Source organism: Aeromonas sp. BIGb0445 (assembly GCF_024809075.1).
Lineage (GTDB): Bacteria > Pseudomonadota > Gammaproteobacteria > Enterobacterales > Aeromonadaceae > Aeromonas > Aeromonas rivuli.
In genome coordinates this window covers 180,412-205,541 of the sequence record NZ_JANUES010000002.1, presented here as the reverse complement: position 1 = coordinate 205,541, position 25,130 = coordinate 180,412, and the positions used below count along the sequence as shown (strand labels likewise).

Below are 25,130 nucleotides of genomic sequence, written 5' to 3'. Positions count from 1 at the left end.
GGTAAAGAGTGCCCAGAAAGAAGGGATATATTTGGCTGAAAACAGAGCGTATATGCTGGGAAAGGCCATCAATAGCTGTAGACAGGATAACAGCCACAATCTGCGACTTCGCCTGGCGCAAAATAAAAAACACAAGGCCAAGGTCAGCCAAACAAATACATATAAACCATTATAAGGGGACATAAATCTCTCTTTTCCTCCGACTAGGCGCAGCTCTGTTCAATCTCTTCATTGAGGGCTTTATTACCCCCCTCCAGCCATATCAGGGCCCAAAGTAGCCGGTCTGCCGCCGAGGCGCCGCGCTTATCTGCCTTGCCCAGGGCCTTGAGCGCCTGAGCGCTACGCAGGCAGGCCGGGAATTGCGAAAAGGTGTGCCCTTCCCGCCACTGATTTAGCAATCTGGGCAGATCCTTATCTCCCATCAGTGCTGCAAATAGGGGCTCGCTAAGCTGGATAGGCAACAGAGGCGAGACAATAGCTTCAATCTGATGCTCGGCCCAATTATCCTCACACTGCCATGTCCACCAACACTCTATTCCACCAAAGAGAGCGCCATACCAGGGCGCCTGGCGTTCGGCCAGCATCAGAGGCAGCGCCTGCGCCGTATAAAAACGCAGCAATTGGCTATGACGCTCTTTGGGCTCTACAACCATGCACCCCATGGCAAGCTGCTGTTGGAGTTCTTCCAGTGAACGCTGACTGTGGATCAATCCTTGTACCACTCCTTGCTCAATCATCTGCTCAAGCAAAGGGGCGGATGCTTGTTGGCAGTGCCAAAGCCAGGGGCCTAGATTAATCAGTTCAAATACATCCGGGTGGAGCAGCAACGGGCGTAAGAGACCGCTCTGGTTGGCTATCAATGTTTCTCGCAATTCACCTTTAAGCTCTGCGCCTTCAAACAGCACATAACAGGCATCTTCGGACCACAATTTCTCAGGTAGCATCATTATTCCCCCTGTACGACAGCATCACCCTGCCTCATTGCTCGCAGCATGCAAGGGATACAAACGGGTTTCTCCATTGGCGGCAACGTCTTTAGCAAGGCTTCTGCACTCGCCTGCGTTGGAGTCATAGGGACGATAGTGACGTGCTCAGGAGAAGGTTCAGTCGCGACAGCTTTCGGCAACGAGGGGGCCTGTCCGCCCCAGCCCGTGCCATTACCTGGACTGCCGCCCGAGTTCATCTTGATGGTGGGGCCAACCAGGGTGACGCCGCTGGGATCCACCTTGACGAAGCTGCCGCCTACTTTGAGCGTGATCTCTGCACCCGCTTCCAGTACCACCTTTTGGCCTGATTTGAAGTGAATTTCCTGGCCCGCTTCCACCAGTAGCGCCTGCGCAATTTTCTGATGCAGGGAGGCATCGACGGTCAGCGAGTAATCCGCTTTGATATGGTCGCGCTTCTCGCCATCAACGCTCAGGTGGTCATTGGCCTTAATTCGGGTGATACGATCAAAGTCGATGTCGTTATGTTCGTCATGTTTGATATGCCACGTCGTATCATTCTCGATGAGCAGGTTCAGGTCTTTCTGGCCGTGGATATAGATCTCTTCCTGACCTGCCTGGTCTTCGAAGCGCAGCTCGTTGAAACCTTCCCCCTGGTGGGTTTCGGTGCGCAGCACGGTGCGGGTCTTGTTGGCGGGCAGCTCGTAGGGTGGCCGGTTGGTGGCGTGGAAGGTGCGGCCGGTGACGATGGGCTGGTCAGGGTCCCCTTCCAAAAAGCTGACGATGACCTCGTGGCCGATGCGGGGGATGGCCATCATGCCGTACTGGCCACCGGCCCAGCCCTGGCTGACTCGTACCCAGCAGGAGCTCATGTCATTGGAGCTGCCATAGCGGTCCCAGGGGAATTGCAGCTTGACCCGGCCATGCTCGTCGCAGTAAATCTCCTCCCCCTCGGGCCCCACCACGAAGGCGATTTGCGGGCCATCCACCATCGGCTTGTGTGCCGCATCCCGGCCAAGCCGGGGACGCCACTGGTTGCTGGCCTTGACTACCTCAAAGCTGTTGTCGATGGTGGTAGGGCCATCGCCCCCTTCCTCTTCCAGGGCTTGCGGCTGCTTGCCTTCGTGGCTCACGCTGACCACTTGCCAGTCAATATTAAGCGCCCCATTGGGATGCTCGCTCAAGGCGAAACGCTGACCGGGCAAGAGGGCGGCGCAGTTGGACTGGCCCGTGCTGATGGCGGCGTCATTGCGCAGGGCATCGAGCCGGTGCTGGGCAAAGGCCTTGCCGCTGCCGTCCTGTTTGTAGCGGCCCGGGTAGTCAAAATGCTGGTAAGTGTCGCGCTGGTGCTCGAGCTCGCCCCCCATCTTGTTATGAGAGAGACCGTAGGCCGGGGTCTTGAAGCTGTAGTCCTTGAGCGCCACTTCGCTTGGGCGTACCGATTTGCGGTAGTGGAACTGGCGAATATAGGCGCCCTGTTCCAACGAGCGGTTGCCGAGGTTGAAGAACAGCTCGGGGCCAGCGGTTAATGCGGCAGCATCGTCGGCAAACACGATGCGATGCTTGTCCTGCTCAAACTCGTGGAAGTAGAAGATGCCCTCCTCGGCAGCCAGGCGGTTGACGAAGTCCAAATCAGACTCGCGATACTGAACGCAATATTCCCGCTGGGCATGGTCGTTTTTCAGCGCAAAGGCGTAATCGGTGATGCCGTGCTCTTGCAGCAGGATGCTGAGGATTTCATCGGGCTTTTGCGCCTGGAAGATGCGGGCGTTGCGGCGAAGGCCAAGGCGCCACAGGGCCGGTTTGACCACCAGGCTGTAACGGGTGCGTCGAAAGCCGCTGTCTCCTTGTTCAAACTCGCTCACCACGCCACAGACCCGGCGCTGCAGCTCGCCGCTGTACCACACCAGCAACTCGCAGGGCTGGTCCAGCACATCTGCGAAGGCGACATCGGCTTGATGGCTGGCAACCTCAATCAGCAGCTCAAAGGGGGCACTTAACGATTCGTTGAGCTTGAAAGAAGCGACGACGAAGGTGGTATCGGGCAGCGCCCCGACCTTGACGGTGAATTGTAATCCGGTGTGGTTGGCCATGTAATAATCCCTTTATGCTTTGTCATGGTGCCTAGCCACATGGCATCAGCGCCATCATAGCACCATGACAAAATACAAAAGCCCGACCCGAAGGTCGGGAAAACGCACAGATTTCAAGCGGAAATCCAGTTGTGCCCCAAGGCACAGAACAAGGAAAACATACTCTAACTCAATCGAGGTTTAGGCCTCGATGGGGGCGCGCCAGTCGTCAGCACCAGAGGTACCGGCCACGGTGTGCTCCCAGTCAATCTTGCGGTAGGCCAGAGAGACCTGAATAAGCTGGGTGAAGTCGGATTTTGCCGGGTCTTGGCAGTGCGGCATCTGACAGTCGATGTCGACGATGGTGGCGTCGGTCAGCACGGTAGAGAAGAAGTGCTCCTGCTTGCCTTCCACGGAAGTGCGATACCACTTCAGGGTCACGGTCGGCAGCATCTCGCCGGAGGCCAGGGAGTTGTACATCAGCGGTACGGCTTTGTTCAGAGCCACGGTGAACTTGAACGGCTTGTGGACACGCTGACCAGCAGGCTGGCCGGATTGCGGGTCGGTCGGCACGGTGACGATGTGCTGGAACTCTTGGACCAGCATCTCGTCTTCATGACCTTGTACGAAGATGTTGCCGACGGAGTCGGAGGTGAAGGCACCGGCAGTGATGTTGCCCTGGGTTTTACCTTCAATGCTGATATAACATGGAGTTGGCATGGGTATGCTCCTAAATAGGTTGGTTAAACGAGATAGCACTCAACCAGCCTCTAGCAGCGACCATGCCACTTTTTTCGATCTGTTATTTATCAGTTACTTACCGGCAATCCATAGCCTCAACCGCACAATTCTGAGCAAGTTTTCGCTCAAGCAGTGCACATGTCTCGGTAAATATTGTTCAGGCAGTGATTTAACCTAGCGGGTGGGCAATAAATTGCGTCAGTCAGAACTATTGACCACCCTAATCAACATTTCCCACTAACGCAGCATCGATATTGAGGCGCACCAGCCCCTGCTTGAGCGCCCAGGATATCGCCTGGCTTTTATTGCTGGCTCCCAGCTTCTCGGCAATACGCTCCAGGTGAAAGGTCACCGTTCTAGGGGGGATGCCCAGGATTTTGGCGATATCACTGACTTGCTTCCCCTCGGCAGCCCACCGACAGACCTCCAACTCCCGCAAGCTCAAAGAGCCACGAGGTTACATGGCTGACGCACACACCCGTGCGACAGCTTCGAAGAAATGACTTGATAACCAGCGCAGAAATCGGATCGCGCTGAACCATTGATGTTTAGTACGGGGTGTTCGGGTAATGAATGGCAGCAACCCCACATAGCCGTTGGCCCCATGCCATTGCGCAATTCCGCTTCATGAGCCAACAGCATGACCTCCACCAAATATGTCCGCATGTATAGAGATGGTATTCACCTGACAGTTGCCCACAAAAGGGAGTGGTCATACGGCTTCAAACCGGATAACAAAACGGTACCCCTACCGTGTTATCTGGAGTCACCGTATGACCACCAACGAGAAAGTAGCACGCCGTAAACTCAGCCTGCTAGGGCTCGCCAAAGAGCTCAATAACGTCAGCAAAGCCTGCAAGCTCATCGGCTACAGCCGCCAGCAGTTCTACGAAATCCGTCGTAATTACCAGACCTATGGCGCCGAGGGGTTGCTCGATAAGTTACCCGGCTGCAAAGGGGCTCATCCCAACCGGGTCGCTCCCGAGATTGAACAAGCCATCCTCGACTACTCGCTAACGAACCCTGCTTACGGCCCGCTTCGGGTCGCGCAGGAGCTCGCCCTGCAAGGCATCAATGTCAGTGCGGGCGGTGTGCGTGGCGTATGGCAGCGTCACGATTTGCTCTCCAAACATGACTGTTTGTTGCGTCTCGAGAAAACCCATCGGGAACAGACGATTGAGCTCAATGACGAGCAAATTCGCCTGCTCGAGCGCTTCAGCCCCGAGTTCCGAGAACGCCAGATAGAGGTCCACTACACCGGAGAACTGGTGGCGGTCGACACCTTCTTCGTCGGTGCGCTCAAGGGGGTTGGCAAGGTGTATCTGCAAACCGTGCTGGACTGCTACAGCCGCCACGCCTGGGGACGGCTCTACACCAGCAAGCTGCCGGTGACCTCGGTTCATGTGCTCAATGAAACGGTACTGCCGTTCTTCGAAGCCCATGAGGCTCGGGTCTATACCATCCTGTCGGACAACGGGCGCGAGTTCTGCGGGCGCCCTGACCATCATCCCTACGAGCTGTTTCTGCAACTGGAGGGGATTGAACACCGGACCACCAAAGTACGCAGGCCGCAGAGCAACGGCTTTATCGAGCGGCTGCACCGGACACTGTTGGATGAACATTTCCGCATCAAGGGGAGGACGACCTGGTATGAGTCGGTGGAGCAGATGCAGACAGACCTGGATAGCTATCTGGAGCAGTACAACACCAAGCGGCCTCATCAGGGCCGAATGATGGAAGGGCAGACGCCCTACAGCATGTTCAAGAAGGGACTGAAATTGATACCGAAGGAAGTACGCGATAACGTAGCGTAAACAAGACACCGGTTTGAGGCCGGTGTCAGGTGATAACTAGATCTGTACAAGCGATTTGTTGAGGTAATCACAGTACACTTCTTGACTAACTGTTTGTCAGCAAGGCTTGTGCTTCGTCGCGTATCGCACAATATCGCTGCGTGAGGAGGGAACGCTTTTCAACTCGCCAACCGCCATATTTAGCTAGCCAGCGTCTGGGACGACGTGGCTCCCAACTATCAATGGCTTCACGTAATCGCGCATCCAAATCGGTACGTTCTGCGTCTAGGTCTTTTATGGCTGGCATCGGGATCGGCTATGAGGAATTCGGTGGTGATCGTGGTGCTGGCTACCGGAATCAAACTGGTGACCTACTGAGCTAATGAGCTAAGCCAGCATCATGCGCATGCTGAAGGATGTTGTGGAGGATGTCATTAGAGCTGACTTCAGTCATGCGACAGATCATTACCGAATATTACTGGTTCGTAACAACGAGAGCTGACATTAATTGGCCACGGAGCGCGTAAACAGAAAGGCCACACCGTGAGGGCATGGCCTTGTCTATTTAGATGAGGAAGTCATCCAGCTGACGACCTTGCTCGAGTTGCTCAGCCAGGAACTTGGGTGTACGGCCCTGACCGGTCCAGGTTTTCTCTACGCCATTCTCAACATAACGGTATTTCGGGGGCCGAGGTGCTCGCTTAGCTTTAGCCGCAGTCGCAGCTGCTGGGGCACTGCCTACCAACTCAGTCGGGTCAATGCCAGCTTGAGCCAACATCGCTTGGAACTCAGCCAGCTTTTGCTGATGCTCAGCATTGGCTGTTTGCTCTTTTTCTGCCTGCTCTAAACGCCCCAGATAAATCGATTCAATCTTCTCGTGGGCTTCTTTTACTTGTTCAAGAGACAACTCGCGCATTGCTGCACGTAGACTGCGGATGTTCAGCAGCACTTTTAGAAATTCACTCATAGATATCCTTTAATTAAATATGCAGAGATTGTTCTATAGCATACTAATGAGCACTGATGTGCTCAAGCATATTATCGTACTTGACTGCAACCGAAGTTGCGTTGTCCATCAACAACCTTCGTTCTTTGTTTACTCAGGTAAGCCATACGAAATAGAAATGCGCTGAAATTATCATCTAAGTTTCGCGCTGAGTTACGGTCAAACCTGTATTGTGGATTTACAGGGAAGTTAACCAGCGTTGCATTATCAGGGTATGGGAGGTCCAACGCGCTGCACCACGCCTTCTGGATCCGAGTCCCCATATTGTTGGCATCATAATCCCGATAATTTCCCAGGAAGGCATACACGTCTTTGTTAAATAGCAGCATCAGGTGGTAATGGGGTAATGCCGATGACTCCTGCTCCCGACACCAGATAACGGTTGGTAATGACGGAGACCCACGCCATTTTTGACGGTAATGGTCTGCACGTAATTGGCTTTTAAGTGATTCCATAAAGCGGGTGATCACTGATGAATCTGAACGCTGTAAACAAGTCAGCGTATCAGTATCATCTTCAGGCGACTCACTAGCAAAGCGAAGATCCACACGCAGAGCATAAACACGAGGATACCTAGCCAGGGTACCAGACACAACATCTAAGCTACGCCTCAAATAAGTACTATTCATAGGGCCATAACTGTATGCGTATAAACTAGTAAGCGCTTTCATCTTCAATACTGAATTTTTTAAGTGATTCCACATAGGAGTCCCTACCTTGGTTAATAAATACAGGGGTATAGTTCTATTGGATTAAATAAATAGATATATTTTTTCTTAAGCAAATACACCATGCTCTGGATGCTATCCATAGTGGTACATGCTTAGAGGCATGTAGTCTTCATGCTCCTCTCATCGTTAGATTGCATAGCGTATGCTGCTGAGCGTTAGTAGTGTGCATGGCTATGGATGTATATAAGAGTGTATGTATTGCTATATATAATACATATACCGCACCATGTCTTATTTAAATAACCTAACTCACAACTCAATTAAATCGATATATACACTAAAATATAAACATAGGGTTCCTGATTCAGATGCAGTAATGATACATCCATATATAACAACACTCTTAAGTTACTTAAGGCGAGGTATCGCAATAGTTAATGCTGAACTATCAATAAAAGGTCATGGAGCAAATATTAATTTCGCAGTTTATTTCTCATGTCCATCAACGACCTTTTAAAAAGATCAATTGATGGTATCCCTAAGTGGCGTTTCCCTTGATACTCTACGAGATCGCTAACATAAATCCTATCGCTGGTGCGTACCAAAGAGCGCCTAACAAGCCTAGGGTATTTCTTCCAAGATAAAGAAATATAGATTGACTGTTTCTTTTTAAAGCAAATGATATCTCCTCGAGCAATAAGAACTTCTATTGCATCTTCTAGCTTATCCAAATTACGAGCGCAATGTGGGCCACTTCGTCTAATATCACCTTTCAAAAACAGCTCATTATTCCAGTTATGAATAATCCACTCCAGTAGCTTATTAACATGTGTCTCGTCCACGAACTCCCTAGCCTCGGGCGATCTAAATATTATCAATGCTTGATGTAAGTATATTTCAGCTAGTTCAATAGCAGTCTGCATAGTTTCATGAGTCACAAGCGCGGTTCTGTAGTTTATGTTTTTAAACACATGAAGTGTCGCCGCAATTCTTGACGCCTGCTCCATAAACTTTGAACCAAAATCTTTATAGTGTTCCAAATACTCCCCACACCTCATTGCATATTCAATGTCATTGAACTTGTCATTCCAAATTTTCTTAGCACTTTCTGTTAAATTCAGGCAATGACGCTTCTTGTCTTGTGCTCTCATCTCGAGCCCTTCTTTCAGTAAAGAATTAATCCTGGAGTTAAATCTACCTAATTTAATTCTATCCTCTAGTGATGCGCTCTCATCTCTATCTTCTTGACGATAGCCAATCTCTGACTCAGGCTCACAAAGTAGAATTCGAGCGTCTAATCCAGAGCTCCTCATCGCATCACCATTACTATCTCTGAATGTTCTATATATATCAGGCTGGATTTGCATGCTCAAAGTCAAACGTGCACCTTCAATATGAACTTCAGTGGCGTTGGCTCTGTCTACCCGTATAGTTTGACCTGACCACAATGAGTTGAACAATGCATTATCCTTCATCAAGTCACTCGACAGCAGTGTCCCTGCTTCGTCTGACACTAGGGCTAATGACGTATTATGTCCTGCTAACATTGATTTCAGCTTTGCGACGGTTACGTCTTCAGCTAGAATTCTATTGGCTATTGGTGACGTTGGCTTATTCATATTGTGAGTATGCAATGAATCTATCAGAATAGCCTGCTCCTCACCTTTTCTATACATATCATCTAACTCCTTGCTTAACACTTTCTTCTTCATATTCCACAACTCCAGTTCAGTCTGATATTTTTGCTGTGTATTTTCTGCTTGCTCAGCCAACCATTTTTCAAATTCACGAACTGGTTTCATCAGTAGCTTATCGACCGTGCTTTTTCTCTCGCCAGAAGCAGCTAGAATTAGAGTGTAAAGTGATGCTGGTATTTTCATCTCACTTTTGGGGCTAATATCTACCAACTGCTGCGATGCGATAGCTATAACAGACAAGATTTGAGTCAAGATCATAAATCTCGGGGCCTTTGTTCTATAAGCGACGACATCCAGTGGATCCCAAAGGGACTGATCTAACCGCTCAATGACAGCTTCAATGGCTCTGTGTTGATTCATTATTGACCTCCATTGCTTGACTACTTTGCGACCTGGTTGCTATCCATTGATTGACCTCGCTCTGACGCCAGCCGATCGCTGACTTGCCAAGCTTTATCGCCTTGGGAAAGCTGGGATCATGCCGGGAAGACCTGGCGTTCAGCTTGTCATAAATTGTTGATCTAGCGAGGCTAATCATCTTTGTAAGCTCCGGCATCCTAATGATGCGGTCTATTGCTTCTTGCATTATGTGATGTCCTTCTAACGTCTGATTGGATGAGCTCGCATTATGGTGGACCTGGAGGTAACGTGTTAGGGGGACAAATTACGAACCCAAGAGGTAAATCATGATGACGCACTTTTTCGCAGCATTTCTCTACTTTGTAGAAAAGACCCTTGGGCTTAGTAAGCCAGTCCGCTCATCCGAGAAGCCCAGTAGAGATGGCGAAAATTCATACAAAAATACACTGTCAGACGATGACAAATACAACTACCAGTTAACACTGGATAAAATATGCCAGCGGCTACATATTGGCAGCAGTTTGTCACAAAATATCCTTTCCAATCATATTGATATATTAGAAAGTATATGCAATGTATTGGTTCGAAAAGACATAATAATCAGGGAGCCATTAGAGGATGCATTAAATGTCTACACTAAAAATTCAATAATTCCATTAATCTGCACAGATATATGTATATTTAAAGAACAATCTAGTGAAGAGTCTATTTATTATCATCTCGACGAAATACTAAGACAGGAAAACTTAATATTAATAAAGGAGGGGCAAGAGAGGTTCCGAAAACTAACAGCACAAAAATACATACGAGAGTTAATTAAAAATAATTATATATTAAAGTTTTGCGAATCAAGAAAATATAACAACCCTGAATTACTCATTCAAGAACTATTGGACTATTTAAATGAATTACACAAGAAAGGAAATCAAACCTGTAAAACATTAAATGAAAAAATAAGTCTCTGTCAAAAAAGACTCTCTGATTGTAACCTTAATAGTTATAATCTGAATTCAATTTCCGCAGCTTACACTGCTGTTATAATCCTGCAAGATATAGACAATAAAACAGGCATGTTTGGTCATTTTCACAAGACTTACAACCAGGTTGTGATTGGTTCAAACCCATTACTAAATAATTTGAAAAAGACCTTAAGATTCGTCCTTGACGATAATTACGATGAGTTCAATGAAGAAGACAAGGCACTTGGGAAATTACTCGGACTGCCCCCGTTACTGCTAGTTAAAGAAAGACGCATAGAGCGAATAAATAATGTTGTTGATTGTGTTTTACGACTGTTTGACACACCTTTAATGCCTCCTTTCAAAGAGAAATTTGGTTTTGCCAAACTGAAAGAGAATTTGGATTTATTGTCACACATGGTATATCCACCACCTGCACTTTATTTTTATAGCCTAGACATTGATAATGGGCATATAAATTTTGAACACAACCCAAGTGAAAATCCTACTCACGCCAATTATATTGTGTTTAATAGGGATTATTTCTCTACTATAGCTGAACTCGCAGATGACCCAACTAACCAATATCAACATTATTTTTCCCAATATATCCTTCTACTAGAAATACTTGATTCCATTCAAAAGGAATTACCAGAAAAAGCCCTGAATGTGATCGATAACATAAACGAATTCAGTTTATCAACATTTGGATTCAATAAGTATGCATTGGCTGTACTGACCATTGGATTATTGTATAATCAAAGAGCGAACGAAATAAAAAACATCTCGTTGTTACCACAAGTGAGCGATACTCTTAATCATGAAGGGAATATATCCATTCTTTTACCTAAATCCCGTTTTTTAGCGTTATGGCTTTCAGAAGATGCGTACAATAAACATTCTGTGATTTCTAGCGAAAACAAATATTGCCATTACAACTTGTACCTTGCAAAAGCTATCTATTGTTATAACTTTACTATTGCGCGACATACTACACCAACTAGTGACATTCATTATAATATATTTGGCCAACCTTTTTTGACTGTGGATATACATAATTTAAACTATGACTCAAAACTGATTTGCCATAATTTACTTGAACGCCTTAATATTGTGTGCGGCAAAATATTATCTGGTTTAGATAAAGTTAGCGCCGATGTAGATCTTAATGATCCTGACGCTATTATAAATTTCGTATATGACTTGAATAGAGCTAGAATTATTTCAAGAGAGGAGTTCATGAGTAATCTAATCCATTGTATTACCGGGTCCTCACTCGGAGCATGCCTTCTAGACTACTTAACTATCACAATGCTATTTTCTGTCCCTGGTGATAATGTTAATAACATTATCACGCTTGGGGAGAAAAATGATGTTGTGCGGTTATTATTTCTAGCATACGAAGAGCTATCATTTAGAATGTCGAAAAATTAACTTGCTATTAAACTACTTTCAATCTATGCCTGATGGTTTGGATTGATGTACAATGACCAACAACTGCATCGAATCTTGAGTCGGTTTGCGCTCCTGTTCCAACTAAGTTCCTGCAGCCTATGAAATACGATCACCCCAAGTCCTCTCCAGATACTTTCAGATACAAATATCAAAAGTATCTGGGATTTTCCCTAATAGCACCTCATTAAATTAGAACCATGATTCTCACATGAAACACTACAGCATCTATCTATTTAAATGTATTTTGTGGCAACCTGACCTTATTGCTGCGGTTAAGGTCAGCCTAAAATATATTTTTCATCTACACAGCGATCACCACCAATAATATTCCTTATAGCTTCAGAACATCCTACTTCCACAACTATTTTTGATGTATTTATTCAATACTGAATACATCGCCAAAAATCATTTAATATCTCATGCTTCTCAATATACTAACCTATACGGTGAGAGTAACTTGTTCCGTTCTCCCTCTACCTAACGAATCAGCGTCTAACGTGATTCAGCACCATGAGGCTCTACACCTTTATAGATACTCAGCGAAATAAATTTAAGCTGAAAATGGAGACCTGCTCAGAGATGGTTGAAAACTTTGATCTCAGACTTGCATTGATAAATGCTTAAACGCGAAGCGAGGATGTTGTGAAATATCATTTTCGTTGACCATCGAACTGTAAATTGCTTGATTGATAAGTGAGCAGCCCTTAACTGTCGGCTCTTTAATGTGTTCGCATCAATAACAATACTGCACCTCAATCACCGAGCAATCGCTAAATTAAACGCCAATAAAATGTAGTTAGCTTTGCGACTAGATGTCATGCTTTTTATGCGAATAGCACCCTCTCAGACACGCGAACAGGAATAACTCACATATAGCTGAAGAGACCAAGCAACATGGTCACTAGACATTTCCCCATTGAAATAGATAAATGGGTGAGGCTTCCTAGTTTCGTCTTGGTAGCTCAGGGTTGTCGCTTTTCCGGTCCGATTGAAAAGTAACTCAGATAGATATTATCAAGGGAGAGTAAACACATATCGCTGTGAAGCTGCTTGGGAGCGCCATCGCGGCCTCCCAAGTTATCGGTCCATTGGCATCAGTCTGTCATCAATGCGCACTGCAAGCCATTAAGGGGCCAGTCGTGCCACCAGTTTATCAACCACCTCCAACAGCAGCGCCCTATCTGCTGTATTGAGTTTGGCCAACTGTTGGCTGAGCACAATGCCTTGTTCGGTGGGGCGGTTGCTGGTCTCACGCAGGAAGTCTGCAAGCTCACAATCAAACAGCTGAGCGAGCTCTGCCAATCGCACCACTGTCGGCACCACGAGGCCTCGCTCCATCCGGGAGATGGCCTCCATACCTATCCCCAGGTGTTCTGCCACTTGCTCCTGAGTCAGCCCCACCTGCTGTCGTTGACGTCCTATCGCTTTACCTACGCTCTTGGCTAGCTCTTCAAAGTTGATGTCAGTCATAAGTCCTCCAGTCAACCTGTATGGTTGACCATGGACCCATTGACATTAAGGACCCTTTGCGACGAGGATCACCTCAATAGATCTAATTCATTCAAATACTCACACCAACATCGAAAGGAGTTCAACACGACCTAACCCTCATCCCCCTTCAGTAGTGTTTGGCTATCGGCCAGCACCACCATTAACCCATTGCGTTAATCACTGTTAACCCGACAGGCTTGCTTCGTCGGCCAGGTATCCCTTTGCCATGTTTACCCAGGAGACATCATGAATCGCACACTGCTTTATCCCTTACTGCTGGCCTGCGGCCTATCAATGAGTGCCTGCAATGCAGAGTCCACCGATAGCCCCGAATTCGACCTTGATGTGTACTACACCGCTATTGGGCGAGCGCAGCTTCGAGCCACCTCGCTTAACGACAACCCGATCCGCATCAGCAAGATCATCGTCAATGACGGCCAGAGCCAATGCCAGGTGCTGGTGAAAAATCTCGGTAGCGGGGAATTCGCAAATGTCTACTACTTACCACGCAGGCTTAATTACATGGAAAGTGCCGTATTCACAATGACAGACCCTTGTCGATTAAAGGACGTCACGTTCATCACCGACCAAGGCAACGCGTCCTACACCTTCAATTAACCCCCATCAAGAGATATCACATGCTCCTCAATCTCAGCAGAACAATCATTTTGGCCAGCACACTTTGTTGCCCCTATTCCTTTGCAGCCCTGTCCCCGTCAGCACCCACTGTGGTGTCGAGCAAACAAAGTCAAATCGAAGGCACGTTGCAATATGCCAGCCTAAAGTACTGGGTAGAGACCGTCTCGGGACAGCAGGTGGAATTGCTTGCTAAAGAAGCAGACGAACCGCACCTGATGAATTTGGTAGCCCAGCACATCACGCTAACCGGCACGCTGAAAACATACTCAAATGGGAGTGTCTATTTCGAGCCAACACTCTCGGCTCCAGCCTCAGCAGACATTGCCATCAACCCACAGGACGATGGCACTATCGTGGTAGCTCATGGCGAACAGGTTCTGTTGAGTACTGATATGTATCATTCCATTACCATCAATCATGAGCAACCATTGGCGCAGGGAAAAGCCGTGTTGCTCGAACTCAACTCCGGTGGCATCGCCTGTCCGGTGCTCTATCAGCTGGCCGTCATCCGACCGGATGCACTTCCCCTGCTCACTCCCACCTTCGGCACCTGTAGCGACCTGGGCAAGCTGAAGCATGACGCCAACGGCTTCACGCTGGTCCTGCCAGGCAACCCCGCCGAAACCTGGGCCTGGGATAGCCGCACCATGGCACTGAGCAAGCAATCCTGACCTGCCGGGTAATCATCTCTCACCTTCCATCATCAAGGGCACCCTCGCGGTGCCCTTGGTCTTTATGCCGTTTGCCATGTAAGGAGTCATGCATGCCATTACCACAATCGGGGGACCACCTCGTGTCACCCCGTATCGGCTATCAGCACCACGGGTTGTTCCTGGGTGACCATCAGGTTATCCACTACCGGGGTGTCAGTGCCGGTGAACGCTCAGGTCAGGTTGCCATCACCTCACTGGCTGAGTTTTGCCAACGCCAAGGCTACCACGTTCAGCACCACGGGATGCGGACCTATAGCCGAGAAGAAAGCATCGACCGGGCTTACTCCCGCCTCGGGGAAGCGCACTACAGCACGCTCTTGAACAACTGTGAGCACTTCGTGCGCTGGTGTATCGACGGCTTTCACTACAGCAAGCAGATTAACCAGCTGATTGCCACGGGGTGTATCGCACATCAGGCGCTTCGCACTGTGGCTCGGCAGCCTACCCTTGCGGCCCTGCCTGGCATGGCCACCAGCACGGCACTGAACCCATCAGCAACTACCGCTGTGACCGCAGCAGTCGGTGTGCTGCTTGGGAGCTCGGCCACCTCGCTGGCGGCCCCCTTGGCAGCCACCTACGGCCTCTACCGCGCCTGGCGCTGGTTCAGGGATTAACGCGTCTCACATTCGATACGAAAGGACACACCATGATGACCATGCCATTTCACTTGGTAGGGATGGCCCTGCCGATTTCGCCCGAGCTACCTGACTTGCTGCGCAACATCGTGCGGGAACAGCAGCTCAGTCTCGCCGACCTCTCGACCCTGACTTTTAACTTTCGCAGCCCCGGCTACAGCGCCGCAACGGGTGGCGTCCACCCGGTAGAGCTGCGGCTTATTCGGGGATTACACGGCTGGGTCTTCGATTACATCACCGACTTCAGCTACCAGGGGCTCGGCCAGGATGCCGAGCTCTGCAAGGAGCTCGACTTCAACCTCTCCTGCGACGAGCACTATCTGCAGGGGTGGGGACCACTGCCCGGCGTGGAAGCACGCGAACTGTTCGCCCTGTGGCAGAACAATTTCATTGCCTATGGCCAGATGGGGTATTTCACCGTCACAGTCAGCGGGGAGTAGGAGGTGTGTGATGACTAACGAACTGCCGCTCTCCCACACCTCACGTCAGTGGCTGGGGCTGGTTGCGGCCAAGGCTAAGCTAACCCCCACCCACAGTGGCCAACGCTGGTTGCTGCACCTTACTCCTGATAGCCCACATGCCCGCACTGTCACGCTGCATCTGCGCTGGTCTGGCGTGCAGTGGCAACTGCGCTCCCTCACCAATGCTGATGACTGGCGCACCATGAGTCAGCCCGTGGATGAAATCTGCGTGGACCCCACTCGTCGCTGTTTCTGGCGCAGCCAGGCAGGACCCGTCCCACTATCTGAGCGGCCCCGTGTACTGGGCAGCTTTTTGAGCGATCTGCAGCGTACCTGCATTCATCACGGCTATTGCGTGGAGAGTGACCCCTTACCCCAAGAGGAGGCACATGATGCCCAAAAAACCGATAGCCGTTGAGCTTGAAGCGATTAACCGAGAGGGGGAAACTCAGGTGGTGCGTGACAGTGGCCTGACCGTTCAGGGCTACAGCGTCTATCTGCGGGCGGTAGAGACCAGTGGTCTAGCCTTGGCTACCTGGGTAGCTGACTACGACACTATCGGCCCCGCTTACGAACTGGCAGAACGATTAAGCCTGGCACTGGCCATACCGCTCACCGTGCAGGTCCCCGGATCGTTGATGCCGATGAAGCGTGAAACCGCAGCCACGGCAGGCCCCATCACAACGGACACCTGAACTACCCTGAAAGAGAGCCAACAACCTCTCTACCTTTGACCCCGACATGCTTCATGCGTGTCGGGGTTTTGTTTATTTGGAGAATTCCACTATGCGTTACCACAAGCTGAAAGCCGGGGAATGCCCCGGCACTTATGTCGTCACCGAACCTGTGACCGAACAAGACCTGCTGCGTATTGCCAACCAAATTGCCCGCAAGCGCTTGGCTAAAGGCACAGCCATCACCAGCACCACGGAGGCCGCCGAGCGACTGCAAACCCTGCTGCAGGACCGGGAGCATGAAGTGTTTGGCGCTCTGTTCCTCAACTCACAGCATCGCGTGTTAGCCTTTGAGGAGCTGTTTCGTGGCACCCTCGACAGTGCCAGCATCTACCCACGGGAAGTGGTCAAGCGTGCCCTGCTACTCAACAGTGGTGCCATCATAGCTGTGCACAATCATCCAAGCGGTGACCCGGAACCCAGTCACTCAGACCGGGTCTTTACCCAGGTCCTCAAAGAGGCGTTGGCACTGGTCGATGTGCGGTTGCTTGACCACTTGGTGGTCGGGGCTGAGGGCGTGGTGTCACTGGCAGGGCGAAACCTGCTATGAACATTCCCCCTGGCAAATCACACCTCACCGTCCTCGATATCCATCGAATTACGTTGCTGGCTTGCAGACAACGTCCAGATGCAGGCAGCGCCCGCTATCATGGCCCACCTGCCCAACGGCTACCAGCTCACCCAAGCCGACTGCATAGAGGCCATTGATGCACTGCTGCATCAGCTACGCCATTAGCCGTGCCAAGAAGGGACAAACACCGTGCGATTACCTAACCCCTATTCCCTGGAAGAAACCCTGGGCAAGCTGCGCGATGGCCTGGCAGCCGCCAGCAACGAAGGGGCGCTGGCGTTGTTGGATAAGGCGGTTACCAAGTCTGGTGACGATCAGATTTATGCCAAGCAGTTTGAAGAAGCTTTGCTGCTGGGCTCCACCATCGAGATACGCGAGTGTCTCAGCTGCTTTGGTGACTACTTTGAGCGCTCCAGAGACGCGCCGCCCTATTACCCACACCACGATGCCGTCAACGGCATTGATTCCACGCTCTACGCCATCCTGTTCGATGCCGCTCACCCCGACACTGAGCAGGCGTATGAATAACGCCAACATCCCCAAACCCGGATCATCAGCGCCAGCTCCATGATCCGGATATCACGACATCACCCACAGGGCCACCTCACTGCATGTGGCCCTGTTCATTTCAAGGATTCATTCCCATGTCTGCCTTCATGATTGACCGCCAGGATTACCTGGCCTTTGCCGTACAGTTACACCGCTTTTGCAATGCCCCGATGCCACCGCACTACACCCTGGAGCTACTGCGCACCCTCTGGTGGAACTCATCAATGGATGTCACCAGTACCTGGACGTGGCGGGTAGATCGGCTGGTTCGGCTGATGATGCTCGCCAACCGGCGGGCAGTCTGGCATCGCTATCAGTTAGGACGCCAGCAAGATCAGAAGGAACCACGCCAGCGTGGCTCAACCAAACTGGGATCGCTCAAACCTGCCCACCGTTATCACCAGGGACCACTCACCGATGCCGAACTGGTCGCACTCTACAAATTTACCTGCTGCGCCCTGTACCAATCGAGCGAATGGAGCGGGAGCCCTGAGCAGGCTCCCCGGCTGGTGAAGGTGATTCAGCAGTTGCAGCAGGCGCTGGCGCAAGATGTGTTGACCCGGCTGTCACTGTGGGAGCAAGCCCCTTGGGGGGAGATGTGATGAACCTTTCCATCACTCTGACCATAACGAGTTCACCAGCGGACGGTACAGCCCAGATAGCCCAGCGTATCGCCGATGACATGGCACACCTGCATCATCGTCTGGGTGATGGGGTCAGTGATGAACTGGGCATCAGCATCAGTTACCTGGTCGAGCAGTTTGCGCTGCTGGCAGCGGCTTACCGTTCACCTGCAGAAAGAGAGAAACACCCATGATCGAATTCAACGATAGCTTCACTCAGGTCGCAGTAGCTCAGGCAATGAGCGCACATGGCGATTTGCATAGGCTCATTACCTATCAGCTCATCTTCCCGAAGTGGGCGCACGACTATGACGAGACCGGCAAGCGCACTGGCCCCGACAAGATCAAGCCCGTGCCAACGATGCACAAGACCTCGCTGTTCGTGAGTCCACTGGACATGGTGGACAACCTGCCCCGCGAGATTAACTTTGCGTGGTGGGATCGTGAGTGCAACGACCTAGGCTATCCCGTTGGGGAGTGGCGACGCACCATTGTGGGTGCCTACGTCAACCACGGCAGCAACGATGCGCCGGATTGGAGTAGCCATACATGACCATGACAACGCCGACAGCACACATATGACCCCATGCAGCCCCTCACCCCGAGGGGCTGTTTGCATTTGAAGGAAGCCCAACCATGCATGACTTACGTGATTACAAGACTCTGTCCGCCCGACAACTCACCGCCGCTATCGGCCAGCTCAACCACAACACCGCACCGAAGATAATGACCCATCTGGCATTGCGGGCCAGGCAGCCGCAACCGCTCGGTAATGGCCGCAGCAGAGCCAAGGCCCTCGAGCTACTACGCCGGGTCAAAAAGGCTCACAAAGCAGGGCGTATCCCGTTCGAGCTCACCGTGACGGGTTGCCGCATCGACCGGGGGAGTCATCAGGCTGACCGCTACTACTACGACCGGACGCTGCTGGCTCAGGGCTGGCAGCAGTACGATACCGAGGAGGGCGCTTGGTACTTCGGTATCTGGATTAACACCGAGAAGCTGGAGACCTTTACCTATGCCGAGGGGGATACCAGCCATGTGATTGCGCCAAACGTCGAAGCGTTTCGTGCCGAACTGGCGCGGCTCTATCAGTACCACCCGCAAGCCCCGGCCTTTATCAGTATCGACCCGGAAGCGGGCGTTGTAACCCGCCACTTTGAACCCAAACCGGAGGTGTGAAATGGCGAAAAACATCACCATCAAGGTGCCAGGCAAACATCCGCAAACCAGCGAGCTCACCACCTTTGAGCTAAAGGGCCAACGCATGGATATCGACATCGGCGGCCAAGCAGTGCCCTTCCTCATTCACGGGAGGGGGATAGAGACGTCGCTCACCCATATCCCGAGTGGCTACCGGATAGCACTGCTCGGTGGTTGGCTCACCGCGCGTTACGCCATACCTGAGAATAAGCCCAGCAGAACGGCCTGTGCCCAGATGGTCATAGACCGGCTGGTAGCCCAGTACGGCTCGCTGCATCTATTGGGCCGGCTCAATTGCAAGCCGGTTATCAATCAGCTGTAACGCACAGCCCAGACAACAAGGAACGATGCAATGACCAACACCCTCCCTGCAACACCTGACCCACTGGCAGGCCATACGGTGATGCAGATGCTGGATGTCGCCATGAGTTCCATCATCGGCGATTACGATGACGCAGACCTGGCGCCAGAATGGCAATGGGTCAAGCAAAGGGCCTCCCATGAACATGTCGGTGTGAAGGATGACTCCGCCTATGAGTACACACTGAACCTGGCCATGGAGCTCGATGCCATCCCGCCAGCACTGCAACTCTTACTCACTGCCGCCCAGCAGGCAGGAGTGAACTACATCTTGTTTTACAACGGCTAGCCACCGCGAACATCTCATCGCTCATCCACAAACAGCATAAAGGGCCAGCCCTCACAGGCTGGCCCTTTGCATCATTGGAGTCACCGAACATGACCCGTCTTATCACAGGGCTCGAGGTGCATCGCTATGCCCCCGAGCTCAACAAACTGCATCTGCGAAACCGGCAAATGCTACCCGCCCCCGGCATCACCACCATCAAAGAGGCCAAAGCACGCCTGTTTGGCCGCTGGCAGCTAGGGCATCAGGTGACCATCACCGTGAGTCACCCTGACTACGTCAATCTCTCCCGGCTCTACCGAGGGCGACTGGCAAGCCTGACAGACCTGCCCGAGCACCTAGCCAGACTACGCCTGCGCCACAACGTGCCAGGCACCATCATCCACATCCAATTGAGGTATCGCTAATCATGACCACGAAAACCACACACACCAACAACCAACACCCCGTAGCGCCAGAGCACCCCAATCGGATTTTTGCACAGTGGGGCTTGCCTCATACCGTTACACCGCGCTTTGGTGCCCGTCTTATTCAAGAGCATCACCGGCTGCACTTTTTGTCAGATCGGGCCTCATTGATTGGTGAATGGGAGGAGGAAGCTATCGACCAGCTTGAAGTTGGCTTCCCGAGCATCGTCAAGGAACTGGAGGCCAAATTGCTGACAGGCGAACTGGATGCTCAGCGCCAGCAACGTATCACCGTCCATCACGGTGGTTTCACCTGCGAAGCCGATACCCTCGGTAGCCATGGCTATGTCTACGTGGCGATTTACCAAGCAAGGTAGATGGCAGATCTATTAGGCTCACAACTGGCTGCAATTTTAGTCAGTTGAAGAGATTTACCCAAAACGTAGCTTTATAAAGACAATTATATCGTGACGTATCATTTAAAAAATGGTACGTCACGGGAAAATCGAACTCTCATTAATTGATGGCCAGAACCGAGTTAGCAAGCCTTTTTTCATGGCTAAAAGGAGTCGTATAAAAACGCTGCTCAATGCCGTATAGTAGAATTTTCAACTCATCATCATTTGATATTTCAAATTTCTGCTTTTCTCTGTCGAGTTTTAGCATCTGCTCGCCACAATAGCCGTCGATGTAATCGAGCATATTGGCTTTATCATCAGCTGACATGGCCTCAAGCGTTGCCATGGCAAGACCAATACGTTTGCGATTTGGTTTTGAAACCTTATCCAGGCTGTAGTCATCACTCAATTCGATGAATGGCTCATCTAAAAACTGCTCCACTTCCTCGTTGGTCGCTTCTTTATACAGCTCGTCAATTCCAGTGAAGATACTTGAAATGGTTGCCAGATTTCTAAAAATCAAGGTATCTGCCGCTTTAAAATATACGGCATCAGGCAGTGAATTTATTACTAATCGTGTTTGGTTTTGCTCAAGCTTTGCAATTTCGCCAAAAACTAGTGTTTTACGTTTAACAAAAAGGCTTGGTGTGATTTTTTGAAAATAGAAATCATCACCCTGAACAGCAAACAAGAAGGCAATTTTAGAAAAGTTATCTTTGGTCAGATCATTATAATCTTTAGAGTCGAAATCTTGCTTTAGAAGATCAAGGCAAAAACCTTTATGACTAAAACCTTCAATTTTGAACCATGCATCCTCATCCAGATTGTGGTCTGGGTTGTAAGGTATGCAAGCATCCAGATTGATGGCTGCAATATCAAATAGCGATTGATCAGAGACCATTTTAAAATATGGTTTTTTGCGTAACCCTTTAACTCTGGCCAATATGTGGTCCATTTTATCCTCGCTCTATAAATGTGTAGTTATTAATTCTATAAGCCACTTTTATTTTAATGTCATCTGGCTTTTTGTACCGTTGACGACTGATCAGAAAAATTGCAGTTCCATTCTTAGTTGTTATGTTGTAAAACTCGTAACCGAAAAACAAAAATAGGGGGTTAAAGTAAAGAGCTTGAGACAGAAAGGTGAATACAAATAACACGCCATAAACAAACCACAGGGTTTCCCAGTTACCAATACTTAGTGCCACAAAAAAGTAGCCTAAATAACTAGGCAAAAAACTATTGTTCGCATGCTCGATGCTTCCCACATCACCAGATTTAAATTCATCCTTCCCTAGTTTATTGCTTAGCAAAATACTAACCCCTGTGGATAACATAGTGATCAGAAAATAAAACATGTAAGACACTGCATTCGGGAGTATTGCTGTCCAACTTAGCCAAGAAACACCATTGACAAAGTGACTCAATACATACCCTTTCTGTACCAAGAAAATTATCACCAATAGTGACGTGGCATTGAAGGTCAGCAAAACTCGGAACGCAGTGTTTAAGATCATTTGACTGTAACCTGGCCGTTCATTAGCATAGGAAGAAGCCAATCACGAAGCCTAATTAGCTCTCTATTTTCCAGGCTTCTATCAAATATCATTTTGTTGTAATTTGTGACTAGTTCATCATACTTCTCAAGCAAATCAAGTGTTGGATATGCCAGTGTCAGGGAGTACAAATCATTTTTCGTGATAGATCCGAATGTAGTACCTTCAGCGTTCCGACGATCAAAAATCTGTTTGAAATACTTCATTACATAAAACAAAAATCCATCAAATCCTGTTTTACTGTTCAGTGCAGCCAAACCTCGGCCGATACAACAATCTGTGTTTGCAATATTCATATCACCAACAGGCGCGCGGACACTCAAAAGAATGTCTCCTTTCTTCGCCATACGGCTCGGCTCTGTCGTGTATTGCCTAGTGCAGGGGAATAGCCAACCGAAATCTGTGGAACCTTGATAAAAAACCGTTCCTACACCTTCATCGTTATAGGAGCTACCTTCTGGAGATTGACCCATCGTAATATTAGCAATCTGTGAGAGAGTCCTATCGCACCATCCCTTAGGTATTTCCCGCTTTAGGGTTGAGTTGTAGACCATTTTCCCACCAGAGGTTTTGTAGGGCTTGCCATTGGCATCGGGGAAGTCGAACTGTACAAACCAGTAGTCGTACAGGGTCTTGGCCATGGCCTCCAATTCAGTGTTTATCCTGTTATTGAGTTCGATCTTATCATCAAAAGCTTTTAATACTCTCGAGATACTCTTCTGAGTATCTATATTATCAGGTAAACGAATTGGATAAGTTTTGATATCATTCGAGTTTAAGTTTTTACGGACACCAGATGAAAGGTTTCTAAGCTCATCGTACTGAGTCTTTAGAAAATAGTAAACATACTCGTAATCTGCCTTGTTAGGATCAATAACAACATTACAACAAGCCTGATTGGTAGCCATTGCCTTTTTCAGGATAGAAATATTTCCTCGTGTCTTCCCTTCGCCATACATTGCGATTGAAAGTGCGTTTTCAGGAACGATTTTTATACTTGTCTTCTCTAGTGCAGCATTTGATATATGCTCGTTGGTTTCATAAATATACTTTTCACCAAGTTGCTCAGTCTTTAGCCATGGAATAGTTCCATTGTCCCAGAACTCAGCATTGCTGCGCAGTGGAGTCAAACCACTTGATATATTTTTTGAAATATCAGAGAGAGATTTAGACTGCATATTTCAACCCTGCCAACTGCTTTTTAATCTCAGTTTCCAACTTATAAGACTCATTAAAAAAACTATCTAGATTGCTGGTAAAGCTCTGCATTTTTTCAGTAAACTGCTCTGAGGTGATATCCATATATTCGATTTTTACATCAAAATACTGGCCTGCACTAAATGAATAATTTTTCCCTTCGATGTCGTCATAACTCACTACAACAGAAAAATCTTCTTCGACTTCTTTGAAGTTGAACACATCGATAATGCGTTGTTCTTCATCAAGGTTCAGCACAGTTCGTTGGTTTTTGCCGTCTTTGATTTTTTCGCCCAGGTTAGAAGCGTCAATCAACACCACCTTGTCTTTATTACTGTCATCCATAAACAGGATGGAGACATTGGTACCTGTAGTGGCAAAAATATTGGAGGGCATGGAAATGACGCCAGCCAGCATTTTGTGCTTTACCAGATATTCACGGATGCCCTTATCGATGCCAGATTGCGTCGTAATAAAGCCGGTTGGCACTACTACCGCCGCTTTACCACCCGGTTTAAGAGAGTAGATGATGTGCTGCAAGAACAATTGGTAAATTTCCATCTTGTCCTTGACTTTGGCTTTAATCTTGGGAATCCCGGAAAAGAAGCGTTCTTTGTTTTCTTTGTTGTCCAGCTCATCGCGAAAATCGCTGAAATCCATCTTGAACGGTGGATTAGAGACGATGTAGTCAAATTTTTTCAGGTCCTTGCCGTCTTTGTGATAGGGGTGCAGCATGGTATTCCCCTGAATTACATTCGGGATTGAGTGCACCAGGTTGTTCAGGATCAGGTTAAGACGCAGCAGGTTGGAGGATTTTTGAGATATGTCCTGAGTGTAAATGCTGCACTTATCTTCGCCAATGGCATGGGCCACATTCATTAACAAGGTGCCGGAACCTGCGGAGGGGTCGTAGCAACTAACGTTCCTGACTTTACCTTGCTGCGATTTTGGTACCAAGATCGCTGCCATAATGCGGGCTACAGCATGGGGTGTGTAATACTCAGCATATTTACCACCTGCGTTACTGTTGTAGTCTTTGATCAGGTATTCAAAGATGGTGGCGTAAAAATCGAATTTTTGGGTAAAGATGCGCTCGAAGCTGAACTCGACCAGCTTGTTGATGATGGCGCGGCAGAAAGCATCACGCTTGGATCCATCGGCAATATATTCACTCACGCGATCAAACAGCACCACCTTGGCACCACCGTCGGTCTTGACTGCGAATACGTCGTTGTTGTTTTGGGCAATGTCGCGCAGGGTGTCGTCGAACAGCTTGGCAAAGTCTGGCGCGTTCTGCTCACTAAAGAGATAGCTGATAAAGTGATGGGGCTTTAAACGAGCGGTGTCCCCCCCCATTTGCAACTGAAGCATTTCCAGTTCGTCTTCGCTCATGGAGCTCAAGACTTCTTCCCATTTCTCGGCATTGGCTATCTTTTCGTCAATCTTCTTCGCCTCATAAGCGAACTTATCATTCAGAAACTTATAGAGGAAAGTCTGGGTAATGATTTTGAATTCATTACCATCATTACCCAAGCCATAGTGGGCGCAGATGTTTTTAAGGCTGTCGATCAGCTCTTTGGTTTTATGTTGAAACTCTAGTTCTACCATGTGT

31 protein-coding genes are annotated in these 25,130 nt (G+C 49.1%); 18 read left to right on the top strand and 13 right to left on the bottom strand.

Annotated elements, in window-relative coordinates; translation table 11 throughout:
- Positions 1–203: 203 nt before the first annotated feature.
- The 4 genes from M2367_RS04690 to M2367_RS04675 form a co-directional block, all read right to left on the bottom strand.
- Complete coding sequence (locus M2367_RS04690) at positions 204–947, bottom strand: DUF4123 domain-containing protein (RefSeq protein ID WP_259235965.1); 744 nt, start codon at positions 945–947, stop codon at positions 204–206.
- On the bottom strand, positions 947–3,037 hold the full coding sequence (locus M2367_RS04685) for a type VI secretion system tip protein VgrG (RefSeq protein WP_259235964.1): 2,091 nt from the start codon (positions 3,035–3,037) through the stop codon (positions 947–949). Before M2367_RS04685 ends, M2367_RS04690 begins: the two co-directional genes overlap by 1 nt.
- 180 nt (positions 3,038–3,217) lie before the next feature.
- Positions 3,218–3,736 carry a type VI secretion system effector Hcp1 gene (gene hcp1, locus M2367_RS04680; protein ID WP_259235963.1) on the bottom strand — a complete coding sequence of 173 codons (519 nt, stop codon included), beginning with the start codon at positions 3,734–3,736 and terminating at the stop codon, positions 3,218–3,220.
- 241 nt (positions 3,737–3,977) lie between these two features.
- Positions 3,978–4,196, bottom strand: coding sequence for a response regulator transcription factor (locus M2367_RS04675; protein ID WP_259235962.1), 219 nt, complete (start codon positions 4,194–4,196; stop codon positions 3,978–3,980).
- 334 nt (positions 4,197–4,530) lie between these two features.
- Between M2367_RS04675 and M2367_RS04670 the strand changes: the two genes are divergently transcribed.
- Positions 4,531–5,571 carry an IS481 family transposase gene (locus M2367_RS04670; protein ID WP_259235961.1) on the top strand — a complete coding sequence of 347 codons (1,041 nt, stop codon included), beginning with the start codon at positions 4,531–4,533 and terminating at the stop codon, positions 5,569–5,571.
- A 544-nt stretch (positions 5,572–6,115) separates the two neighbouring features.
- Here M2367_RS04670 and M2367_RS04665 read toward each other — a convergent pair.
- The 4 genes from M2367_RS04665 to M2367_RS04650 form a co-directional block, all read right to left on the bottom strand.
- Positions 6,116–6,517: an H-NS family nucleoid-associated regulatory protein gene (locus tag M2367_RS04665; protein WP_259235960.1), complete on the bottom strand. Its 402-nt coding sequence runs from the start codon at positions 6,515–6,517 to the stop codon at positions 6,116–6,118.
- A gap of 71 nt (positions 6,518–6,588) precedes the next feature.
- Positions 6,589–7,260 carry an inovirus Gp2 family protein gene (locus M2367_RS04660; protein ID WP_259235959.1) on the bottom strand — a complete coding sequence of 224 codons (672 nt, stop codon included), beginning with the start codon at positions 7,258–7,260 and terminating at the stop codon, positions 6,589–6,591.
- Between the two features lie 440 nt (positions 7,261–7,700).
- On the bottom strand, positions 7,701–9,284 hold the full coding sequence (locus M2367_RS04655) for a YfjI family protein (protein ID WP_259235958.1): 1,584 nt from the start codon (positions 9,282–9,284) through the stop codon (positions 7,701–7,703).
- Positions 9,262–9,510 carry an AlpA family transcriptional regulator gene (locus M2367_RS04650; RefSeq protein WP_259235957.1) on the bottom strand — a complete coding sequence of 83 codons (249 nt, stop codon included), beginning with the start codon at positions 9,508–9,510 and terminating at the stop codon, positions 9,262–9,264. Before M2367_RS04650 ends, M2367_RS04655 begins: the two co-directional genes overlap by 23 nt.
- Before the next feature lie 100 nt (positions 9,511–9,610).
- On the opposite strand from M2367_RS04650, the gene M2367_RS04645 reads away from it, so the two are divergent.
- On the top strand, positions 9,611–11,677 hold the full coding sequence (locus M2367_RS04645) for a hypothetical protein (protein ID WP_259235956.1): 2,067 nt from the start codon (positions 9,611–9,613) through the stop codon (positions 11,675–11,677).
- Between the two features lie 1,146 nt (positions 11,678–12,823).
- Here the strand turns inward: M2367_RS04645 and M2367_RS04640 are convergent.
- Entirely contained in the window at positions 12,824–13,168 is a 345-nt protein-coding gene (locus M2367_RS04640; RefSeq protein ID WP_259235955.1) for a helix-turn-helix domain-containing protein, read from the bottom strand.
- A 267-nt stretch (positions 13,169–13,435) separates the two neighbouring features.
- Between M2367_RS04640 and M2367_RS04635 the strand changes: the two genes are divergently transcribed.
- The 16 genes from M2367_RS04635 (at position 13,436) to M2367_RS04560 (ending at position 20,744) form a co-directional block, all read left to right on the top strand.
- On the top strand, positions 13,436–13,807 hold the full coding sequence (locus M2367_RS04635; protein WP_259235954.1) for a hypothetical protein: 372 nt from the start codon (positions 13,436–13,438) through the stop codon (positions 13,805–13,807).
- Between the two features lie 20 nt (positions 13,808–13,827).
- Entirely contained in the window at positions 13,828–14,499 is a 672-nt protein-coding gene (locus M2367_RS04630; RefSeq protein WP_259235953.1) for a hypothetical protein, read from the top strand.
- 92 nt (positions 14,500–14,591) lie between these two features.
- Complete coding sequence (locus tag M2367_RS04625) at positions 14,592–15,155, top strand: lecithin retinol acyltransferase family protein (RefSeq protein ID WP_259235952.1); 564 nt, start codon at positions 14,592–14,594, stop codon at positions 15,153–15,155.
- 35 nt (positions 15,156–15,190) lie between these two features.
- Positions 15,191–15,616: a DUF2787 domain-containing protein gene (locus tag M2367_RS04620; protein ID WP_259236211.1), complete on the top strand. Its 426-nt coding sequence runs from the start codon at positions 15,191–15,193 to the stop codon at positions 15,614–15,616.
- A gap of 10 nt (positions 15,617–15,626) precedes the next feature.
- On the top strand, positions 15,627–16,055 hold the full coding sequence (locus tag M2367_RS04615) for a hypothetical protein (protein ID WP_259235951.1): 429 nt from the start codon (positions 15,627–15,629) through the stop codon (positions 16,053–16,055).
- Positions 16,056–16,092: 37 nt separating this feature from the next.
- Positions 16,093–16,332, top strand: coding sequence for a hypothetical protein (locus tag M2367_RS04610; RefSeq protein WP_259235950.1), 240 nt, complete (start codon positions 16,093–16,095; stop codon positions 16,330–16,332).
- Between the two features lie 91 nt (positions 16,333–16,423).
- On the top strand, positions 16,424–16,921 hold the full coding sequence (radC, locus tag M2367_RS04605; RefSeq protein ID WP_259235949.1) for a DNA repair protein RadC: 498 nt from the start codon (positions 16,424–16,426) through the stop codon (positions 16,919–16,921).
- Positions 16,922–17,131: 210 nt separating this feature from the next.
- Positions 17,132–17,470, top strand: a complete 339-nt coding sequence (locus tag M2367_RS04600) for a hypothetical protein (RefSeq protein WP_259235948.1) — start codon at positions 17,132–17,134, stop codon at positions 17,468–17,470.
- Between the two features lie 116 nt (positions 17,471–17,586).
- Positions 17,587–18,093, top strand: a complete 507-nt coding sequence (locus M2367_RS04595; protein WP_259235947.1) for a hypothetical protein — start codon at positions 17,587–17,589, stop codon at positions 18,091–18,093.
- A complete protein-coding gene (locus M2367_RS04590) occupies positions 18,093–18,308 on the top strand; it encodes a hypothetical protein (protein WP_259235946.1) in 216 nt (71 codons plus the stop codon). The genes M2367_RS04595 and M2367_RS04590 overlap by 1 nt, the downstream gene beginning before the upstream one ends.
- Positions 18,305–18,667, top strand: a complete 363-nt coding sequence (locus M2367_RS04585; protein ID WP_259235945.1) for a hypothetical protein — start codon at positions 18,305–18,307, stop codon at positions 18,665–18,667. Before M2367_RS04590 ends, M2367_RS04585 begins: the two co-directional genes overlap by 4 nt.
- 83 nt (positions 18,668–18,750) lie before the next feature.
- The gene (locus M2367_RS04580) at positions 18,751–19,293 is read left to right on the top strand and encodes a hypothetical protein (protein WP_259235944.1); all 543 of its coding nucleotides are present in this window, start codon (positions 18,751–18,753) and stop codon (positions 19,291–19,293) included.
- A 1-nt stretch (position 19,294) separates the two neighbouring features.
- Positions 19,295–19,636: a hypothetical protein gene (locus M2367_RS04575; protein WP_111901682.1), complete on the top strand. Its 342-nt coding sequence runs from the start codon at positions 19,295–19,297 to the stop codon at positions 19,634–19,636.
- Between the two features lie 30 nt (positions 19,637–19,666).
- Entirely contained in the window at positions 19,667–19,963 is a 297-nt protein-coding gene (locus M2367_RS04570) for a hypothetical protein (RefSeq protein WP_259235943.1), read from the top strand.
- Between the two features lie 89 nt (positions 19,964–20,052).
- A complete protein-coding gene (locus tag M2367_RS04565) occupies positions 20,053–20,367 on the top strand; it encodes a hypothetical protein (RefSeq protein WP_111901680.1) in 315 nt (104 codons plus the stop codon).
- Positions 20,368–20,369: 2 nt separating this feature from the next.
- Positions 20,370–20,744, top strand: a complete 375-nt coding sequence (locus M2367_RS04560) for a type IV toxin-antitoxin system YeeU family antitoxin (RefSeq protein WP_111901679.1) — start codon at positions 20,370–20,372, stop codon at positions 20,742–20,744.
- 139 nt (positions 20,745–20,883) lie between these two features.
- On the opposite strand, the gene M2367_RS04555 is transcribed toward M2367_RS04560, so the two are convergent.
- The 4 genes from M2367_RS04555 to M2367_RS04540 form a co-directional block, all read right to left on the bottom strand.
- Positions 20,884–21,720 (bottom strand): ATP F0F1 synthase synthase, encoded by an 837-nt coding sequence (locus M2367_RS04555; RefSeq protein WP_111901678.1) that lies wholly within the window; start codon positions 21,718–21,720, stop codon positions 20,884–20,886.
- Position 21,721: 1 nt separating this feature from the next.
- On the bottom strand, positions 21,722–22,123 hold the full coding sequence (locus M2367_RS04550) for a hypothetical protein (protein ID WP_259235942.1): 402 nt from the start codon (positions 22,121–22,123) through the stop codon (positions 21,722–21,724).
- A gap of 155 nt (positions 22,124–22,278) precedes the next feature.
- On the bottom strand, positions 22,279–23,499 hold the full coding sequence (locus M2367_RS04545) for a restriction endonuclease subunit S (RefSeq protein ID WP_171275896.1): 1,221 nt from the start codon (positions 23,497–23,499) through the stop codon (positions 22,279–22,281).
- Positions 23,489–25,126, bottom strand: a complete 1,638-nt coding sequence (locus M2367_RS04540) for a class I SAM-dependent DNA methyltransferase (RefSeq protein ID WP_259235941.1) — start codon at positions 25,124–25,126, stop codon at positions 23,489–23,491. The genes M2367_RS04545 and M2367_RS04540 overlap by 11 nt, the downstream gene beginning before the upstream one ends.
- Positions 25,127–25,130: the final 4 nt, after the last annotated feature.

Excerpts from the sequence above, each read along its gene's own strand:
- M2367_RS04545 (WP_171275896.1), bottom strand. The coding sequence starts at position 23,499 with ATGCAGTCTAAATCTCTCTCTGATATTTCAAAAAATATATCAAGTGGT.
- M2367_RS04585 (WP_259235945.1), top strand. The coding sequence starts at position 18,305 with ATGATCGAATTCAACGATAGCTTCACTCAGGTCGCAGTAGCTCAGGCA.
- M2367_RS04665 (WP_259235960.1), bottom strand. The coding sequence starts at position 6,517 with ATGAGTGAATTTCTAAAAGTGCTGCTGAACATCCGCAGTCTACGTGCA.
- M2367_RS04575 (WP_111901682.1), top strand. The coding sequence starts at position 19,295 with ATGGCGAAAAACATCACCATCAAGGTGCCAGGCAAACATCCGCAAACC.
- M2367_RS04630 (WP_259235953.1), top strand. The coding sequence starts at position 13,828 with ATGCTCCTCAATCTCAGCAGAACAATCATTTTGGCCAGCACACTTTGT.
- M2367_RS04655 (WP_259235958.1), bottom strand. The coding sequence starts at position 9,284 with ATGAATCAACACAGAGCCATTGAAGCTGTCATTGAGCGGTTAGATCAG.
- M2367_RS04615 (WP_259235951.1), top strand. The coding sequence starts at position 15,627 with ATGACTAACGAACTGCCGCTCTCCCACACCTCACGTCAGTGGCTGGGG.
- hcp1 (WP_259235963.1), bottom strand. The coding sequence starts at position 3,736 with ATGCCAACTCCATGTTATATCAGCATTGAAGGTAAAACCCAGGGCAAC.
- M2367_RS04660 (WP_259235959.1), bottom strand. The coding sequence starts at position 7,260 with ATGTGGAATCACTTAAAAAATTCAGTATTGAAGATGAAAGCGCTTACT.
- M2367_RS04640 (WP_259235955.1), bottom strand. The coding sequence starts at position 13,168 with ATGACTGACATCAACTTTGAAGAGCTAGCCAAGAGCGTAGGTAAAGCG.
- M2367_RS04690 (WP_259235965.1), bottom strand. The coding sequence starts at position 947 with ATGATGCTACCTGAGAAATTGTGGTCCGAAGATGCCTGTTATGTGCTG.
- radC (WP_259235949.1), top strand. The coding sequence starts at position 16,424 with ATGCGTTACCACAAGCTGAAAGCCGGGGAATGCCCCGGCACTTATGTC.
- M2367_RS04620 (WP_259236211.1), top strand. The coding sequence starts at position 15,191 with ATGACCATGCCATTTCACTTGGTAGGGATGGCCCTGCCGATTTCGCCC.
- M2367_RS04565 (WP_111901680.1), top strand. The coding sequence starts at position 20,053 with ATGACCCGTCTTATCACAGGGCTCGAGGTGCATCGCTATGCCCCCGAG.
- M2367_RS04555 (WP_111901678.1), bottom strand. The coding sequence starts at position 21,720 with ATGGACCACATATTGGCCAGAGTTAAAGGGTTACGCAAAAAACCATAT.
- M2367_RS04595 (WP_259235947.1), top strand. The coding sequence starts at position 17,587 with ATGTCTGCCTTCATGATTGACCGCCAGGATTACCTGGCCTTTGCCGTA.
- M2367_RS04580 (WP_259235944.1), top strand. The coding sequence starts at position 18,751 with ATGCATGACTTACGTGATTACAAGACTCTGTCCGCCCGACAACTCACC.
- M2367_RS04685 (WP_259235964.1), bottom strand. The coding sequence starts at position 3,037 with ATGGCCAACCACACCGGATTACAATTCACCGTCAAGGTCGGGGCGCTG.
- M2367_RS04625 (WP_259235952.1), top strand. The coding sequence starts at position 14,592 with ATGCCATTACCACAATCGGGGGACCACCTCGTGTCACCCCGTATCGGC.
- M2367_RS04670 (WP_259235961.1), top strand. The coding sequence starts at position 4,531 with ATGACCACCAACGAGAAAGTAGCACGCCGTAAACTCAGCCTGCTAGGG.
- M2367_RS04560 (WP_111901679.1), top strand. The coding sequence starts at position 20,370 with ATGACCACGAAAACCACACACACCAACAACCAACACCCCGTAGCGCCA.
- M2367_RS04645 (WP_259235956.1), top strand. The coding sequence starts at position 9,611 with ATGATGACGCACTTTTTCGCAGCATTTCTCTACTTTGTAGAAAAGACC.
- M2367_RS04550 (WP_259235942.1), bottom strand. The coding sequence starts at position 22,123 with ATGTTTTATTTTCTGATCACTATGTTATCCACAGGGGTTAGTATTTTG.
- M2367_RS04570 (WP_259235943.1), top strand. The coding sequence starts at position 19,667 with ATGACCAACACCCTCCCTGCAACACCTGACCCACTGGCAGGCCATACG.
- M2367_RS04590 (WP_259235946.1), top strand. The coding sequence starts at position 18,093 with ATGAACCTTTCCATCACTCTGACCATAACGAGTTCACCAGCGGACGGT.
- M2367_RS04650 (WP_259235957.1), bottom strand. The coding sequence starts at position 9,510 with ATGCAAGAAGCAATAGACCGCATCATTAGGATGCCGGAGCTTACAAAG.
- M2367_RS04635 (WP_259235954.1), top strand. The coding sequence starts at position 13,436 with ATGAATCGCACACTGCTTTATCCCTTACTGCTGGCCTGCGGCCTATCA.
- M2367_RS04540 (WP_259235941.1), bottom strand. The coding sequence starts at position 25,126 with ATGGTAGAACTAGAGTTTCAACATAAAACCAAAGAGCTGATCGACAGC.